Below are 15,311 nucleotides of genomic sequence, written 5' to 3' on the forward strand. Positions count from 1 at the left end.
TAACCTTCCTGCTCTCCCCAAACTTCTAAAACCGGTCGTATCCGGTCCGTCATGCCATGCAGCTCTGAACAATCTCAGAGAGTGTCTGTCGGAAATCGGCCGGAGAACAGTCCCGCTCGACAGCCGCAAGGGCCCCGCTGCGCAGAGTCTCCCACAGTTCTCCGTCCTGATAAAGCCGTTCCACAGCCGCCGCGAAAGCCTGCGGATCATCCGCCGGAGCTGCCAGAATCTCGGCACCCTCAGCCCAGCCAAGCTGCTGTTGAAGCAACGTCGTCACGACCTGCGGCAGACCATAAGACGCTGCTTCATGGACCTTGAAGGGAATACCCCCCGCAAACCGCGTCGGCGCGACAAAAACCCTGTGCCGGTCGAACAGCTCCCGCGGATCCCCGACAGGCCCCACGATCTCGACCCGGCTGTTTGTCGAAAAGACCATCATATCCACATCCGGCCCGACAAAACCCGCAATCGTAAAATGGACATCCGGCGGCAAAACCCTGTCCAGAAGAGGCAGAACGCTCTCCACGAACCAGACAAGACTGTCATGGTTGGGGGCACCCTCGTCATGAATCGCGCCAAAGAACAGGATGTTGTGACGGTTCTCGAACGGGGCGGGGGTCGGCTGGGGGCTCAGCTCATGTCCAAGTACCGAGACATTCACACAACCCGCGCGGCGCGCCAGTTCGGCATCATGGGCCGTCACCGTCAGGACCTTCTGACAGAAACGGGCACAGTCCAGTTCCTGCTGAAGCATCTCGTCGAAACTGATCTCCGGAGCCGGAAGGCCCAGAATCCGTATCCGCTCCAGCGTCCGCGGCGTGGCAATCACCTCCGTATCCAGAACTGGTCCGGCGACCGGAAGATAGCGGCTTGATTCATTGAGCAGCGGCAGAAGGCGTTCCAGATTATGCGTGCGGCCGATCCAGACCAGATCGTAATATCCCACACGTTCCTGAATAAAATCGGCAAAGCTGGAAAAATTACGGTCGACGATCAGTTCCACCGTTTCGGGAAAATCCCCGAACAGGTCGATAGATGTCTGATCCCGCAGCAGAACGGGAAAAACCGTAACCTGATACCCAAGAGCCGTCATCTCGCGGATGATGTCATTGGAACGGACATAGCCCGATCCCAGACGTCGCAGCGGCAGACGATCCTCGATGAAAAGAATTCTCCTGCGCTGGCTGACGCGATGTTCACGGCCAAGCACGGCATTGCGGATATGGGCGGGCTGCTGATGCCGCAGGAAATCCTGTTGCAGACGCGCAAAGGTTTTCAGGTTACCGCGGATCAGGGCATGAGAGCCGGCCGCACCTGAACTTCCGAATTCCAGATGCTCGATGACCACGCTCGGATCATAGACAATCCGCTTCCCAGCCTTGAGAATCCGCACACACAGATCCGCATCCTCAAAATAAGCGGGCATGTAACGCGGATCATATCCGCCAAGACGACGCAGCAGTGCAGTCCGCACCATCAGAAAAGCGGCTGAACAATAATCCACGTCCCGAACAAAATTGGCGCTCGTCAGGTTCGGGTCGTCCTCACGCAGATAGCCGTAAGTCGCTCCGTCCCGCCAGATGATCGATCCGGCTTCCTGAAGACGCATGTTTGTCCGGATCAGTTTGCCGCCGACAGCCCCGATATCAGGTTGCCCATGAAACCGCTTCAGGGCGTGCAGAATGGCATCGGGATAAAGGCGGATATCGTTGTTCAGATACAATGTAAGCGGCGCTTCCGCTTTTTCCAGCGCAAGATTACAGCCCTGAAGATATCCGATGTTGTGCCTGAAACGCAGGACCGTGGCACCACGCACCATCCGGCCGATATGCCGCGTCTGGTCATGAGAACCGGAATCCACGAGGATGAGTTGAATATTTCCGCCATAGTTGGCACGCAGGGATGCCAGCGCCTGTGCCGTCAGGGCGATCCGGTCATAAACCACCATCAGCACACTGACTTCGGGCACGCCATGAACGGTGAAATCCAGCGGATGGCGGACCAGTGACGGCAGGATGGCTTCAGCCTCACGTTCGAACAGCGTCCGGGACTGTTCCTCTGGAATGGCGGAAACAGCCGCAAGAGCCGCCATCCGACCCTCGCCCAGACCCGTGCGCCCCGCCACAAGATGGGCAAACGCGCTGTCATACAGACGATTGCGCACATCGTTGCGGACCTGCGTCTGCGACATATGGGCCGCAAGATCCACGCCTGCCTGCGGAATACGGCCTTCCTGCGCACCGTAACGGACGAAATGATCATAACCGTTACGAAAAAAACCATGCTCCAGCGACGGAAGAATGTCGGGATGGGCCGAATCGTAGAACTGTTCGGAAAAGAACTCCTGAGGATCAAAAAGCCGGGGCGTTTCATTCGTCAGGTAATGATGAAGCGCGCTTGAATAATGCCCGGCGGCGATCTCCTGACGGACTTCGGGATAACGCGTCAGATACCACACCGGATCGAAATACCAGGACACGCGTCCAGCATCGGCAACATGCGCCGGCAGACCAAGCCAGGAGCCGAACAGGCCAATCCGGCTGTCGAAATGATCCGGAAATGTCAGCGCCAGTTCCCGGCAGAGTTCATCATCGAAGAAATGATGCCCCCGGTAGTAATGACTTTCGCCGATCTCAAGAAAATGGTCGTAGCCGTTGAGAAAGCCGTTTTCGGTCAGAAAACGCTGTGTCAGCTCCGGATAGCGGCGGCGATAGCCCGGTTCATCGAACAGCCAGTGCGGCGCGTGGGTTTTGTAACCCGTCGCGATATAGTGCTCAAACCCTGACGCCCACTCTTCACGGATGAGACCCTGACGCACATCCTTGTGGGTCTCGCGATACCACACCTCGTCAAAATACCGATTGGGGGAATGTCCGTAACGCTGGCCCGTCTGCTGATAGAACTCATACGGGCCCTCCTGCCCCTCTTCCCGCATCCAATCCCGAACCTCGGGATAGCGCAACAGATACCACTGCGCATCAAAGCGGGACCATCTAGGGATACGCTTCTCTGACAGTGGCGCTGCAACACTTTCAGACATCAGGGGCAAGCCTCCCGCTCGCAGGTCAGGAAATGATCTTTGCCGCGAGAAGACGCTCGGCACGTTCGACGTCATGGGGTTGCACGTCCGTCCGTTCGACCGTCAGGACAGCCCCCTCGGCAAATGTCACGACGATATCCGTCATTCTCGATCCGTACACATCTCCCACAACGTTCACGAGAATGAAGCGATAGACACCGTCGAGCGGAAGCGCATAGCCTTCACGCGGCAGGAACTCCCCCCTAAACCCGACGCAGAGAGGCGCGTCCCGGTGAACCTTGCCGACATCGGTGCGGGCCACCCGGTCCATCGCAAAGAAGATGATTTCTTCCCGACTTTCCGAAACCAGGCCACCATAAACCTGCCCGGCTCGAGACAGATTACGGAAGAATATCCATCCGCAGACCACCAGAGGAGATTCAGGATCGGAGGGAAGAGAGAGATCACCGATCAGCCCACTGAACTCGTCGATGAAATACTCCAGAGCACCCGCCGTGTACGGATGCATCGGGTGTTTGCCGACACCGGACAGTTTGACATTCCGCATCAGACCATCGCTGTGAGAAACACGATGAAAGTCAGACAGGACGAGATCGTTCGACGGAACACTGCGGGCAATGTCCCGGATCTGGCCGCCTTCAACCTCGATCTGAATCGGAGTCAGCTGGAACGCACCCTGACCGTTGATCACATTGATCAGACCGACGCGGAAACGCCCTTCACACCATTTGCCACGCAGCGCGACCTTCCCCGAGAAACCGGCACGCCGGGGTGCATCGACGAAAAGCTCCGCGATATCGCCCCTGATTTCGCGTTGGCATTCCAGAAAAATCATCGGACTATCCGGATCTTCGCCGATCAGAACCGTAAACATCTGTCCGGCAGAACTCACACCGGGAAGGATCATCCAGCCCCGGATATGGAACTCGGACGCCCCCTGGAAAACGTCTTCCTCCAGACCGGAGAAAACATGATGGCAGATATCGTCGATGTAGCACTCCGCACCCTGCACGGAGAACCAGTCCGAAATCGCGACCGGCAGCTCCACAGACAGGTCACGGGCGGTCGGGGGGTCGAAAATATGACGCGGCGGAGCCTGATGACGCCATGACGCATGCGGCAGCAGGTGAACCTGCCCGGCATCCAGACGCAGCTCGGACACGCCCATTTCACGCCGCGGGGCCGTATCGTGATAAAGGGCGAGAAGCTCGTCCGCATAGTCCCGCGCATGGGTCCAGAGCGCGGGCGTAATGTTCTGCATGATCTGACGGCGCAGCGGCTCGGAAGAACGCAGAAGCTCCAGACGCTCAAGCACCATGCTGGGACGGCTGATGGGAACCTTGAAACCGTTGACACCGTCTTCGACGCGGTCCCCCAGAGCCCCGACATCCGTAACGATGGGAATAAGCCCGTTCTGCCATGCTTCGGAGAGGGAAATGCAATATGTTTCGGGCCAGATCGACAGGTTCAGTGCGACATCCGCGACTTTCAGCGCATCAATGTCCCCCATGTCGTAACGGCCATAAATCTTGACATTCGCACGCGGGACAGCCGTCAGCACCGCCTCATATTCCGGGCTCAGATATCCGAAAATATGAAAAACGAAATGATCCGGATGCGCAATCTCGATCAGGCTGAGGATCGTATCTGCACCCTTGGTCCGCAGGAAATTTCCGACAATCGCGACGCCAAGAGGGCGTTCCCCGAGAGGTTGATACGCTTTTCTCAGAACCGGAACCGTATTGTCCGGGCTCGGAATACCCATCACGAGGCTGCGCTTGCTATCGAGAACTGGATAGATCTCATGCGTCAGATTACGCGAATGAACCGTCCCGAACAGGATGGCATCAACCGAGTGCAGCATCTTCGCCACGAAGGCGCGGCGAGTCTGCTCACCACCATGTTCCACGTTTTCTGACGCCTTGAGGGTAATGTCAGCCGCGAGAACGGAACGGATCTCGTCTTCGACATAACGCAGCTCATGATTGAGCAGATTGTAACGTGCGGAAAGCAGCCAGAAATCATGGGCGGAGAAAATCACGCCCGTACCGTTTGCCTTGGCAATGATCGGCAGCGACAGGGCATGGTGGCCCAGATGCTGGAAATGGACGAGATCAATGTTGTACTGACTGAGAACGCTTGAAAACGCCATTTCTTCGGGCGCATCACACATAGCGTCCTGCCAGCCCACTTCCGGGACGTCAAAACGCTCCAGTTCGTGACCATTGGCTGTTGTCAGGCGGCAGAAATTTCCGCGACGCAACCAGTAGAAATATTCTACGTCACGCGCCAGCAGCGTGCAAAGACCCTGCTGATAGACCTCGACACCGCCCCATGCTTGCTCATGAATTGTGGAATGTGTGCACATCAGCACACGCAGCCGCCTGCGCCGGTGCAGCGGCGCAATCGCATGGGTGCGACGGCCAAAATCGGCTCCGGTAATACTGCGGATTTTCTCAAGTCGATGTTCGTAAAGGTGCTGCGACAGAACCGACTTCTGCGCGGCCAGCGCAGCATTGCGACGCGCACCTTTCTGCTTGAGCAGCTTTGCGATGGCGGCCACGACCTGATTGGCATCCCGGGCCAGTTCAATGCCATTCACTGTCTCGAAATGGGCGGCGTCCATACTTTCCGGAGCTTCCACGACCTGCGCCGCGCCCGCCAGAGCGAGTTCGAAGAAACGCGGGCCGGGCGCCGTCGCCTGACTGACCTCGCCATGGCTCGCGTAATCGCGGAACATGGTCAGAGTAACGGCGCTGACATTCGCGAAATCTATGAAAGCCTCATGGCTGATAGGACGCTGAATGGCGAGAGCCGCCAGATCGGCTGGCAGAGGCGGCAGGAACTCGTTGGTCGGACAGACCAGCTTGAGCCGGGCATCGGGGAACGCCGCAATGACCTTGCGCAGGGTATGGACGCGATTGGGCCACATCGTCCCCGCAAAGAAAATATCGTATTCCAGAGCGTCAGCGGGAAGCACGCTCCGTTCATGGATCGACGGGCTGGCAGCCAAGGGAAGGTAATGTCCCTTGCCATGATAGTATTCGGCGCAGGACGGGTCATTCGTGAAGACAAAATCGAAAAGCTCGGCATTCTCGACATTGAAATCCCGCATGAAAGGATCTTCAAACGTCCAGAGGATCATGGTTTTGAAAGCAGGACGGACCCGACGGATCAGCGGAAGATTGATGCGCTGGGCGTCCAGACAGATCAGGACATCATGTTCGCCTGAAGCGGCGATCCCCGCAAGGCTCATGTTGTCTGCGACCGCGACATTGTCTTTGCCGAAAAGCGCCTGAGCCGCCCGCTGTACGGCCAATGTCAGATAGGAATTGGGATTGTGGGTATAGTTCGTGTTGTAAATGACCGCCATCAATCTCCTGGGCGCTGACGCCCACTCCCATATTCAATATTGGCCAGCCGTCCGGATTTCAGCAGAGCATGCCTTCCGTTTACGGTATTTTTTTCTCAACGCATCTTCTTGTGTAGCGGATGACACGTTTAAGAAAAAGCCCACCGCAAAAGAATGAATTTTTAATAAAAAAAGGGCCGCCGAAGCGACCCTTTATTCTCCGACCGAAAGAGGAAACCCTCTTTCAGTGGCCTGTGCAGATGCTCAGGCGTCCGTGTTGCGACGGCGGATGGCGGCACCCAGGATATCACCCAGGGACGCGCCGGAGTCAGAAGACCCGTACTCGTTGATGGCAGCCTTGTCTTCCTCGACCTCACGGCCGCGGATCGTCAGAGCCAGCTTGCGCGACGCGCGGTCAACGGAGACGACCTTGGCGTCAACCTTTTCACCGACTGCGAAACGCTCCGGACGCTGCTCGGCCTTGTCACGGGCCAGTTCAGCGCGACGGATGAAGCCCTGCAGGACGTCATCAACCTTCACTTCGATCCCGTTGCTCTGAACAGCGGTCACGACGCAGGTCACGACAGCACCCTTCTGAACGCGGGACAGGGTGTCAGCTGCCGGATCTTCCTGAAGCTGCTTGATGCCCAGGGAGATACGCTCTTTCTCGGGATCCACATCGAGAACCTTGGCTTTGACGATCTGGCCCTTCTCGTAGTGCGCCATGGCTGCTTCGCCGGCTTCGTCCCAAGAGAGATCGGACATGTGAACCATGCCGTCGATGTCTGCGGAAAGACCAACGAACAGACCGAACTCGGTGATGTTGCGGATCTCGCCTTCGATGATCGAACCGACCTTGTGCTCTTCCTCGAACTGTTCCCAAGGGTTGCGCTGAACCTGCTTGAGACCGAGGGAGATGCGACGCTTGGAGCTGTCCACGTCCAGAACCATGACGTCGACTTCCTGCGAAGTGGCGACGATCTTGCCCGGATGGACGTTCTTCTTCGTCCAGGACATTTCGGAAACGTGCACCAGACCTTCGACGCCCGGCTCCAGCTCCACGAATGCACCGTAATCGGTGATGTTCGTGACGCGGCCCGTGAAGCGTGCTCCAGCCGGATACTTGATGGCGACGTTTTCCCAGGGGTCAGCTTCAAGCTGCTTCATGCCCAGGGAGATACGCTGCGTATCGGAGTTGAAGCGGATGACCTGCACGCGAACCGGCTGACCGATCTGCAGCGCTTCGGACGGGTGGTTGATGCGCTTCCAGGCGATGTCCGTGACATGCAGGAGGCCGTCAACGCCGCCGAGGTCAACGAACGCACCATAGTCGGTGATGTTCTTGACGACGCCGTCGAGGATCATGCCTTCCTTCAGGCCCTGGATCAGCTCGGAGCGCTGTTCCGCACGGGTCTCTTCAAGAACGGCACGACGCGAGACAACGATGTTGCCACGAGCGCGGTCCATCTTGAGAATCTGGAACGGCTGCGGATGACCCATCAGGGGTCCGACGTCACGAACCGGACGGATGTCGACCTGGCTGCCCGGAAGGAACGCCATGGCGCCACCGAGATCAACCGTGAAGCCACCCTTGACGCGACCATAGATCGTGCCGTTGACGCGCTGGTTGTTGCCGAATGCACGCTCCAGAGCGGTCCATGCCTCTTCGCGACGAGCCTTCTCGCGCGACAGGACGATGGAGCCGTCACGGTCTTCGTAACGCTCGACATAAAGCTCGACAACGTCGCCCGGCTTCACGTCCGGGGCAACGCCGGCCGGACCGAATTCCTTAAGAGAAACGCGGCCTTCGCTCTTGAGGCCGACATCGACGATGGCGAATTCATCGGTCAGGCGGACAACACGGCCCGTGACAACCGAGCCTTCAAAGCCGGTATCGCGACCCAGGGTCTCGTCGAGAAGGGCTGCAAAATCCTCGAAACCGCGATCGGTCGAGGTGTTCTGAGTGGCTGAAGCCATGTAGATACGATATTCCCGGACGCCCGTTCCATGACCGGAGCGGATGTCCACGTCTGCGCCAGACCCAGTAATGGACCGGACGTCTCCCCGCCGCCGCTAAACGGTCAGATCGGGTTGTTGGCTGTTAGACCTGCCCGCCAGACGCGGGACAGACCATCCCCCTCCCCTTCGGGGCGGGCGATACGCTGCACCAACACCCTGCGGGGGCGTGGTGTCAATAAAAAAAGCCGTTTTTCTGCTGCTGTCGCGTCGGTTCAGCGCCGCGTGTGACGCAGGGCCACGATTTCGCAGGCTTTATCAAGAACCTCTGCGGCAGAAAGCCCGTCCGTTTCAATCAGAGCGGCATCCGCAGCCTGTATCAGTGGGGCCGTTTCCCGCGAGGAATCACGTGCGTCCCGCGCCACGAGTTCGGACACGGCCGCCTCAAGGGCAGAGCCTTCCAACGGAGTCTCGCCCGCCACCTGACGATGTCGACGTAAGGCACGGGTACGCGGAGAGGCCGTGATGAAGAATTTCACGTCCGCGTCGGGGAAAACAACGGTCCCGATATCGCGCCCGTCCACGACCGCACCGGTTTCGGACGCAAAAACGCGCTGACGGTCCAAGAGGGCAGCGCGAACAGCAGGCTGTGCCGCCACCAGAGACGCCCCACGATCGATCTCGGGAACACGCAGGTCCGTCCGCGCCAGATCGGTCTGTTGCAGAGCCTGCGCCTCAGCGGAAGCATCACCAGCCGGGTCCAGTCCGGCATTCACCATCCGGCGGGCAACGGCACGATACAACAGCCCGGTATCGAGATAGGGCAAGCCCAGTTTCGCGGCCAGAGCTTTGGCGAGCGTCCCCTTACCGGCCGCCGCAGGCCCGTCGACAGCGATGACAAGCGGACGAGCCGTCACGCCGTCAGCCCTGCGCCGAGAGCGTTCATCAACTCCACGAAGCCGGGGAAGCTGGTTTCGATAAAGGCCGTATCGTCCACGTTTACTGGCTTTGCAGACGCAAGACCAAGCACGACGGCACTCATGGCAAGGCGATGATCCATGTGGGTCTGGACTGTGCCGCCACCGAGAGGCGCATCAGCCCCCTTCACGATAAGGTCGTCTCCGATCACTTCTGTCTCGGCGCCGTTCACATTGAGCAGGGCGACAGTAGAGGCCAGACGATCGCTTTCCTTCACGCGCAGCTCTTCCAGCCCACGCAGGCGGGACGGACCCTCTGCAAAGGCGCAGGCCACGGCAAGGACCGGGTATTCATCGATCATGGACGGCGCACGCTCGGGCGGAACGTCCACGCCTTTGAGCTGGCTGTGACGGACATGCAGATCGCCAACCGGCTCCCCACCTTCCACACGCTCGTTTTCGATGGAGAGGGACGCCCCCATTTCGATCAGCGTTGTGAACAGCCCTGTCCGCAGCGGGTTGAGACCCACACCCTCGATCCAGATATCAGACCCCGGCACCAGCAGGGCGGCGACGATCGGGAAAGCCGCCGAAGACGGATCTCCCGGAACCGTCACATCCCGCGCGGTCATGACGACCGGCCCCGTCAGGGCGATTCGGCGTCCACCCGCATCAAGACGCGAAACATCCACCTCAACCCCGAAATGTCGGAGCATGTTTTCCGTATGATCGCGCGTGGCGACAGGCTCTTCCACGACCGTGGTGCCATGCGCATTCAGACCCGCCAGCAGAATGGCGGACTTGACCTGCGCGGACGCAACCGGCAGGCGGTATTCGATCGGTTTCGCCTCTCCCGTCCCGCGAACGGCCATCGGCAGACGACCGCCTTCACGCGTCAGGAATTCGGCACCATTGGCCGCCAGAGGCGCAGTCACGCGGCGCATGGGACGAGACCGCAGCGAGGCATCGCCCGTCATGACGCTATTAAACGCATGGGACGACAAAATCCCCGACAGCAGGCGGGCCGCAGTGCCGGAATTGCCCATATCCAGAACGTCCGCAGGCTCGGTCAGAGCGCCTACGCCACGGCCTTCAATGGTCCACTCCGTGCCCTCCCGCGTAATGGTCGCGCCAAGTGCGCGCATGGCATCGGCGGTCCGCAGCACGTCCTCACCTTCGAGCAGGCCGGTGACACGGGTACGACCGGAGGCGAGGGCGGCGAGCATCAGCGAACGGTGGCTGATGGATTTGTCACCCGGAACACGGGTGCGGCCGGAAAGTCCCTTAAGGGACGCGGAGACGGTCAGGGGGCGCGAGACTTGCATGAAGATGTTTTTGCTGGGGTGCCCCATACCTGTCAATCGCATCTTGAAGGTGCAGTCATGCGCCTGAAAACTGTCAGGAATCATGCGATGGGATTTGACAGGACGCGCACAAGCTGGCATGGCCGCGTTCCTTATTCGAGGCATCAGCAGGTTCCCGCACAATGGCAAAACCCGAACTCGGTCTGAAACGGACATGCGTTGAATGCAACGCCCGCTTCTATGACCTGAACCGCGTCCCGGCGGTGTGCCCGAAATGCGGCACGACCCAGCCGGACGATTCCCGTCTCAAGCGCAGCGAAGTTCCGCTGCCGGAAGAAAAAGATCCGAAGCCTCAGGCCAACGAGCATGAGGACGACGTGGATCTGGAAGTCGCCGATGACGAGGACGATGACGATGTGATCGCCCCGGACGACGATCTGGACGATGACGACGATCTCAGCAACGACATCGAAGTTCCGAACGACAAGGACGACCGCGACGACAACTAAAGTTGTTGCAAAGCTCCTCTGTGCTGCTCTTCTGGCGGCACTGATGAACGGCTGCTCTGATCCGGAAGGCATTTTCGCCCCGGACAGCGCACCCGTTCGCGCATTCAGGACCCGGCTCGACAGCCATCCCAGCGCAACGGCGGTTCTCCAGTCCCGCTGCCCGTCTCCAATCCGTGTCCTGCGCCTGAGCGTGGACCGGCCCGTGACGGAAGACATCCTGACATTGCTACAGGTTACGGAAACCCATCAGGTCAACACGCGGCATGTCCGGCTGCTGTGTGGAGAGACCGTGCTGTCGGATGCCTGGAACTGGTATGTGCCGGAGCGGCTTTCCCCGGCCATGAACACACTGCTTGAACAGACCGACACACCGTTTGGACGCGTCGTGCAGCAGACCGCTTTCAGGCGGGAAAGACTGGAAACACGTTTTCCGGGGGAAGTCTCCGGAATCGTTCTGGAGAACAGGGCGCTTCTGCGCCGGGGCACGGATGGCGCGCCAATTTCCCTCGTAGTGGAAGACTATCTCCCCGCAGCCCTCCGTCCCTGAGCTTCAGGAGGCCGGAGACCAGTTCAGATGCTGCCCGCCATCCAGCGCCAGCATCTGCCCTGTCACTGACGGCAGTGCAAACAGCGCCAGTGCGGCCTGAGCGATCTCTTCGGGGGATGAGCCATGCTGCAGCGGTGTGCGGGCGCACATGCTGTCAAAATGCTCCTGCGTTTGTCGTACGGCGGGAAGAACCGGACCGGGCCCGATGGCGTTCACCCGGACCCGGGGGGCAAGTGCCAGCGCCATGGTCTGCGTCAGGGTCCATAATCCCGTGCGGGACAGGGTATAGCTGACGAAATGCGGCGTCAGGTTCCATACACGCTGATCCAGCATGTTCAGGATCAGGCCCTCGGCCCCATCAGGAAGCGCCTGTGCCATAGCCTGTGAGAGGACGAACGGCGCACGGAGATTGGTTTCGAGGTGCAGATCCCAGCTTTCGCGGGTAACGCTGCCCATCTCGTCACGAATGAAGGCGGACGCGTTGTTGATGAGGACGCCAACGGGGCCCAAAACGGCTTCTACGCGGGGCAGAAGTGCCTCGACTTCCTCTTCACGATGCAGATCAGCCTTTAGAACGCAGCCTTTGCCACCGATCCGCTCCAGCAGTTCTTCGGCCTCACGGGTACTGTCGCGACAATGGATGGCGACCGCAAACCCCTGCCCGGCCAGCATTTCCACAAGCTCAGCCCCGATACGCCGGGCGCTGCCCGTCACAAGAGCCACACGGGGAACACGCGGAGAAATCTGAAACGACGCCATCCTCACAAAGACCGCCGGGCCGTCAGCGCCGCAGCGAGCGTGCCGTCATCCAGCACGTCCAGCGCGCCGCCCATAGGCACACCGTGGCCCACACGCGTCACACTCATGCCTGTGGGGAGCAGACGCTCCTGAAGCCAGTGTGCGGTGGTCGCCCCCTCAACGGTGGCGCTCAGGGCAAGAATGACTTCCCTCACCCCGCCTTTCTCGATCCGCTCGAACAGCGGGCGAACGTTCAGATCGTCCGGCCCCAGCCCCGCTAGCGCAGACAGGGTTCCGCCCAGAACCTGATAGACCCCGCGATGCACGCCCGCACGTTCCAGCGCCCAGAGATCGCCCACCGTTTCAACCACGCAGATCAGCCCCTGATCCCGCGCCGTGTCCGTGCAGATATGGCACGGGTCGACTGTATCCAAATTACCGCATTGCGTGCAGGTCTTCACGCTCGTGGCCGCGCGCTCCATCAGATGGGCGAGCGGTAGCATCCGGCTTTCCGGCTGGCGCAGAAGCGCCAGCGCGGCCCGACGGGCCGAGCGTGGCCCCAGCCCCGGCAGACGCGCGAGCATCGTAATCAGTTGGTCTATATCGCCGTGGCCCAACATGGGCGTAAAATCCCCGCCAGCCGGATCAGAACGGCAGTTTCAGGCCTGCCGGAAGATCAAGACCACCCGTCACGTCGCGCATGGCTTCGGAGCTTGCAGCCTCGGCCTTGGCTTTCGCGTCCGTATAGGCCGCCACGATCAGGTCCTGAAGCGTTTCAATATCCGTCGGATCGGCCAGTTGCGGATCAATTTTCAGGTCGCGCATTTCGCCCTTCCCTGTCAGCTTGACCGTTACCAGTCCGGCGCCAGCGGAACCATCGACCACGAGAGACGCCAGATTGCTCTTGGCGGCTTCCATCTTGGCCTGCATCTGGCTGGCCTGCTTCATCAGTCCGGCAAGGTTTTTCATGGGTATGTCCTTCAGTTCAGGTTCAGATCGTCTTCATCAAGGAAATCGGCATCCAACGGCGCGAATTCCAGATCGGGTGGAGCATCATCGGTCAGCGGCACCGTGATTTCCGGCGGCAGGCCGTATTCATCAAGGGAGTGGTCTTGAACTTCCCCGATTTTCGCACCGGGAAAAGCTTTCAGGATGGCCTGCACCAGCGGATGTTCCTCCACCGAGGCCTGATTGATGGCCACAACCTCTGCGCCCTGCTCGTCGAGTGTCGGCTCACCCGAAGCGGTCGAGGCACTGACACGCCACTGGCCGGGATAGACACGGTCGAGCAGTTTCTGAAGCTGACGCTCGATACGGGCCTGCGGCTCTTCGGCGCGGATCTGAACATCGGGGGGCGAGAAACGCACGAGATGAACGGCGTTGCGGAGCAGTCCGTGAAGAACGGGCTCGCGCTCCCGCGCCACCATCGCCACCATCTCGCGCCATGTCCGGGGCGGCGGCGGAAGTTCAGGTTCGGGTTCAGGCTCCGGAGCAGCTTCGGCATAACCAACACCGGGCTCGAGAATCGTTCCACCATTCGCAACCAGCCGCACATGCGCCCGAGGCGCAGGACCGCCTGAGCTTTCGCTGACATTAGTCGAGGCGATACCGCTGACTGCAGCCCCTGACTGCGTGGCTACAGTTGCCCCACCTGGCGGCGTGAAAGGCCCGGCTGGCAGGGACAGATCCTGCCCCCCTTCCGTCAACTGGCGGATCAGCCGGTCCGGCGTCGGCAGCAGGCTGGCATGACACAGGCGGATCAGCACCATCTCAGCCGCCTGACGACGATCCGGGGCCGTCTCGATTTCCTGCACACCCTTCAGCAGGATCTGCCATGCGCGACCCAGAACCGCATTGGACAGACGGTCGGCCAGAGCCCCGCCGCGTGTGCGCTCGGCTTCCGGCAGATCCCGACCTTCCCGCAGGGACGGAATAGCCTTAAGACGCGAAATCAGATGCAGCAGATCCAGCAGATCCGCCAGCAGCACACCCAGATCAGCACCGCGGGCATAGGCCTGATCGGTCAGGTCCAGCGCATCAGCAGGCTTGCCCGCCATGAGCGCGTCCAACAGATCGAAAATCAGACCACGATCCGCCAGACCCAGCATGTCCGCCACGGCGTCCGCATCGCTGGCTCCCTGCGCGATGGCCTGATCGAGAAGCGAAAGCCCGTCACGCACGGAGCCGTCCGCCGCGCGGGCGATCAGGGCAAGCGCGTCTTCCGAAAGGGTCGCCCCTTCCTTCAACGCGATGTTGTGGAAATGTCCGGCCAGCAGAGACTGCGGAACACGGCGCAGATCGAAACGCTGACAACGGGACAAAACAGTGACCGGAACCTTGCGCAGTTCGGTCGTGGCGAAAATGAACGTGACCTGCGGCGGCGGCTCTTCAAGCGTCTTGAGCAACGCATTGAAGGCATTACGCGACAGCATGTGGACTTCATCGATGATGAAGACCTTCATCCGCGCCTGCATCGGACGAAAGCGCGTGGCTTCAATGATTTCGCGCACATCATCCACACCCGTGCGGGAGGCGGCATCCATTTCCAGCACGTCGGGATGACGGTCCGCCAGAATGGCGGTGCAGTTGGCGCAGACACCGCAGGGATCAGCGGTCGGGCCACCGTTGCCGTCCGGGCCAATGCAGTTCAGGGCGCGGGCAATGATGCGGGCAGTCGTCGTCTTGCCCACACCGCGCACACCCGTCAGCATGAAGGCATGGGCCACACGCTTGAGCTCGAACGCGCGGCGCAGGATGCGGACGAGCGAGTCCTGCCCGATCAGATCATCAAAAGTCTGCGGCCGGTATTTGCGGGCCAGAACGCGATAAGGCGCGGCCTCGGCAGCCGGGGGCGCAGGAATGTCCTGTGCTGGTGCGTCTCCGAAAAAACCGCCACCAGTGTCGGGCGGCAAGGGGAGATCGTCGTTTTCGTCTGTCATGGAAATGTC

At 60.1% G+C, this 15,311-nt stretch carries 11 protein-coding genes; 2 read left to right on the forward strand and 9 right to left on the reverse strand.

Annotated features, from left to right (window positions below):
• Window positions 1-49: 49 nt before the first annotated feature.
• The 5 genes from JK213_RS06800 to aroA all read right to left on the reverse strand — a co-directional run bounded on the left by JK213_RS06800 (window position 50) and on the right by aroA (window position 10,590).
• Window positions 50-3,040, reverse strand: a complete 2,991-nt coding sequence (locus JK213_RS06800) for a glycosyltransferase (RefSeq protein ID WP_194261705.1) — start codon at window positions 3,038-3,040, stop codon at window positions 50-52.
• 25 nt (window positions 3,041-3,065) lie between these two features.
• Complete coding sequence (locus JK213_RS06805; RefSeq protein WP_194261704.1) at window positions 3,066-6,413, reverse strand: glycosyltransferase; 3,348 nt, start codon at window positions 6,411-6,413, stop codon at window positions 3,066-3,068.
• Between the two features lie 243 nt (window positions 6,414-6,656).
• Window positions 6,657-8,369, reverse strand: coding sequence for a 30S ribosomal protein S1 (rpsA, locus tag JK213_RS06810; protein WP_099286339.1), 1,713 nt, complete (start codon window positions 8,367-8,369; stop codon window positions 6,657-6,659).
• 254 nt (window positions 8,370-8,623) lie between these two features.
• Window positions 8,624-9,265, reverse strand: coding sequence for a (d)CMP kinase (gene cmk, locus JK213_RS06815; RefSeq protein WP_194261703.1), 642 nt, complete (start codon window positions 9,263-9,265; stop codon window positions 8,624-8,626).
• Window positions 9,262-10,590 carry a 3-phosphoshikimate 1-carboxyvinyltransferase gene (gene aroA, locus JK213_RS06820; RefSeq protein ID WP_194261702.1) on the reverse strand — a complete coding sequence of 443 codons (1,329 nt, stop codon included), beginning with the start codon at window positions 10,588-10,590 and terminating at the stop codon, window positions 9,262-9,264. The genes cmk and aroA overlap by 4 nt, the downstream gene beginning before the upstream one ends.
• Window positions 10,591-10,751: 161 nt before the next feature.
• Between aroA and JK213_RS06825 the strand changes: the two genes are divergently transcribed.
• Both JK213_RS06825 and JK213_RS06830 read left to right on the forward strand, forming a co-directional pair.
• Window positions 10,752-11,078: a TIGR02300 family protein gene (locus tag JK213_RS06825; RefSeq protein ID WP_062031788.1), complete on the forward strand. Its 327-nt coding sequence runs from the start codon at window positions 10,752-10,754 to the stop codon at window positions 11,076-11,078.
• A gap of 43 nt (window positions 11,079-11,121) precedes the next feature.
• Window positions 11,122-11,625 (forward strand): hypothetical protein, encoded by a 504-nt coding sequence (locus tag JK213_RS06830; RefSeq protein WP_194261701.1) that lies wholly within the window; start codon window positions 11,122-11,124, stop codon window positions 11,623-11,625.
• 3 nt (window positions 11,626-11,628) lie between these two features.
• Here JK213_RS06830 and JK213_RS06835 read toward each other — a convergent pair whose 3' ends face one another.
• The 4 genes from JK213_RS06835 to JK213_RS06850 are packed head-to-tail and all read right to left on the reverse strand — an operon-like array spanning window position 11,629 to window position 15,302.
• Window positions 11,629-12,384 carry an SDR family oxidoreductase gene (locus JK213_RS06835; RefSeq protein ID WP_194261700.1) on the reverse strand — a complete coding sequence of 252 codons (756 nt, stop codon included), beginning with the start codon at window positions 12,382-12,384 and terminating at the stop codon, window positions 11,629-11,631.
• 2 nt (window positions 12,385-12,386) lie between these two features.
• Window positions 12,387-12,983: a recombination mediator RecR gene (gene recR / locus JK213_RS06840; RefSeq protein ID WP_194261699.1), complete on the reverse strand. Its 597-nt coding sequence runs from the start codon at window positions 12,981-12,983 to the stop codon at window positions 12,387-12,389.
• Between the two features lie 25 nt (window positions 12,984-13,008).
• Window positions 13,009-13,332 carry a YbaB/EbfC family nucleoid-associated protein gene (locus JK213_RS06845; protein WP_194261698.1) on the reverse strand — a complete coding sequence of 108 codons (324 nt, stop codon included), beginning with the start codon at window positions 13,330-13,332 and terminating at the stop codon, window positions 13,009-13,011.
• An 11-nt stretch (window positions 13,333-13,343) separates the two neighbouring features.
• Entirely contained in the window at window positions 13,344-15,302 is a 1,959-nt protein-coding gene (locus JK213_RS06850) for a DNA polymerase III subunit gamma/tau (RefSeq protein ID WP_194261697.1), read from the reverse strand.
• Window positions 15,303-15,311: the final 9 nt, after the last annotated feature.

Origin of the sequence: Gluconobacter sp. Dm-44, assembly GCF_018256175.1 — a bacterium.
GTDB classification, from domain to species: domain Bacteria; phylum Pseudomonadota; class Alphaproteobacteria; order Acetobacterales; family Acetobacteraceae; genus Gluconobacter; species Gluconobacter cadivus.

What these genes read in the sequence shown, in the direction of transcription:
- JK213_RS06800 (WP_194261705.1), bottom strand. Translation starts at nt 3,040, where the DNA reads ATGTCTGAAAGTGTTGCAGCGCCACTGTCAGAGAAGCGTATCCCTAGA.
- JK213_RS06805 (WP_194261704.1), bottom strand. Translation starts at nt 6,413, where the DNA reads ATGGCGGTCATTTACAACACGAACTATACCCACAATCCCAATTCCTAT.
- rpsA (WP_099286339.1), bottom strand. Translation starts at nt 8,369, where the DNA reads ATGGCTTCAGCCACTCAGAACACCTCGACCGATCGCGGTTTCGAGGAT.
- aroA (WP_194261702.1), bottom strand. Translation starts at nt 10,590, where the DNA reads ATGCAAGTCTCGCGCCCCCTGACCGTCTCCGCGTCCCTTAAGGGACTT.
- JK213_RS06825 (WP_062031788.1), top strand. Translation starts at nt 10,752, where the DNA reads ATGGCAAAACCCGAACTCGGTCTGAAACGGACATGCGTTGAATGCAAC.
- JK213_RS06830 (WP_194261701.1), top strand. Translation starts at nt 11,122, where the DNA reads ATGAACGGCTGCTCTGATCCGGAAGGCATTTTCGCCCCGGACAGCGCA.
- JK213_RS06835 (WP_194261700.1), bottom strand. Translation starts at nt 12,384, where the DNA reads ATGGCGTCGTTTCAGATTTCTCCGCGTGTTCCCCGTGTGGCTCTTGTG.
- recR (WP_194261699.1), bottom strand. Translation starts at nt 12,983, where the DNA reads ATGTTGGGCCACGGCGATATAGACCAACTGATTACGATGCTCGCGCGT.
- JK213_RS06845 (WP_194261698.1), bottom strand. Translation starts at nt 13,332, where the DNA reads ATGAAAAACCTTGCCGGACTGATGAAGCAGGCCAGCCAGATGCAGGCC.
- JK213_RS06850 (WP_194261697.1), bottom strand. Translation starts at nt 15,302, where the DNA reads ATGACAGACGAAAACGACGATCTCCCCTTGCCGCCCGACACTGGTGGC.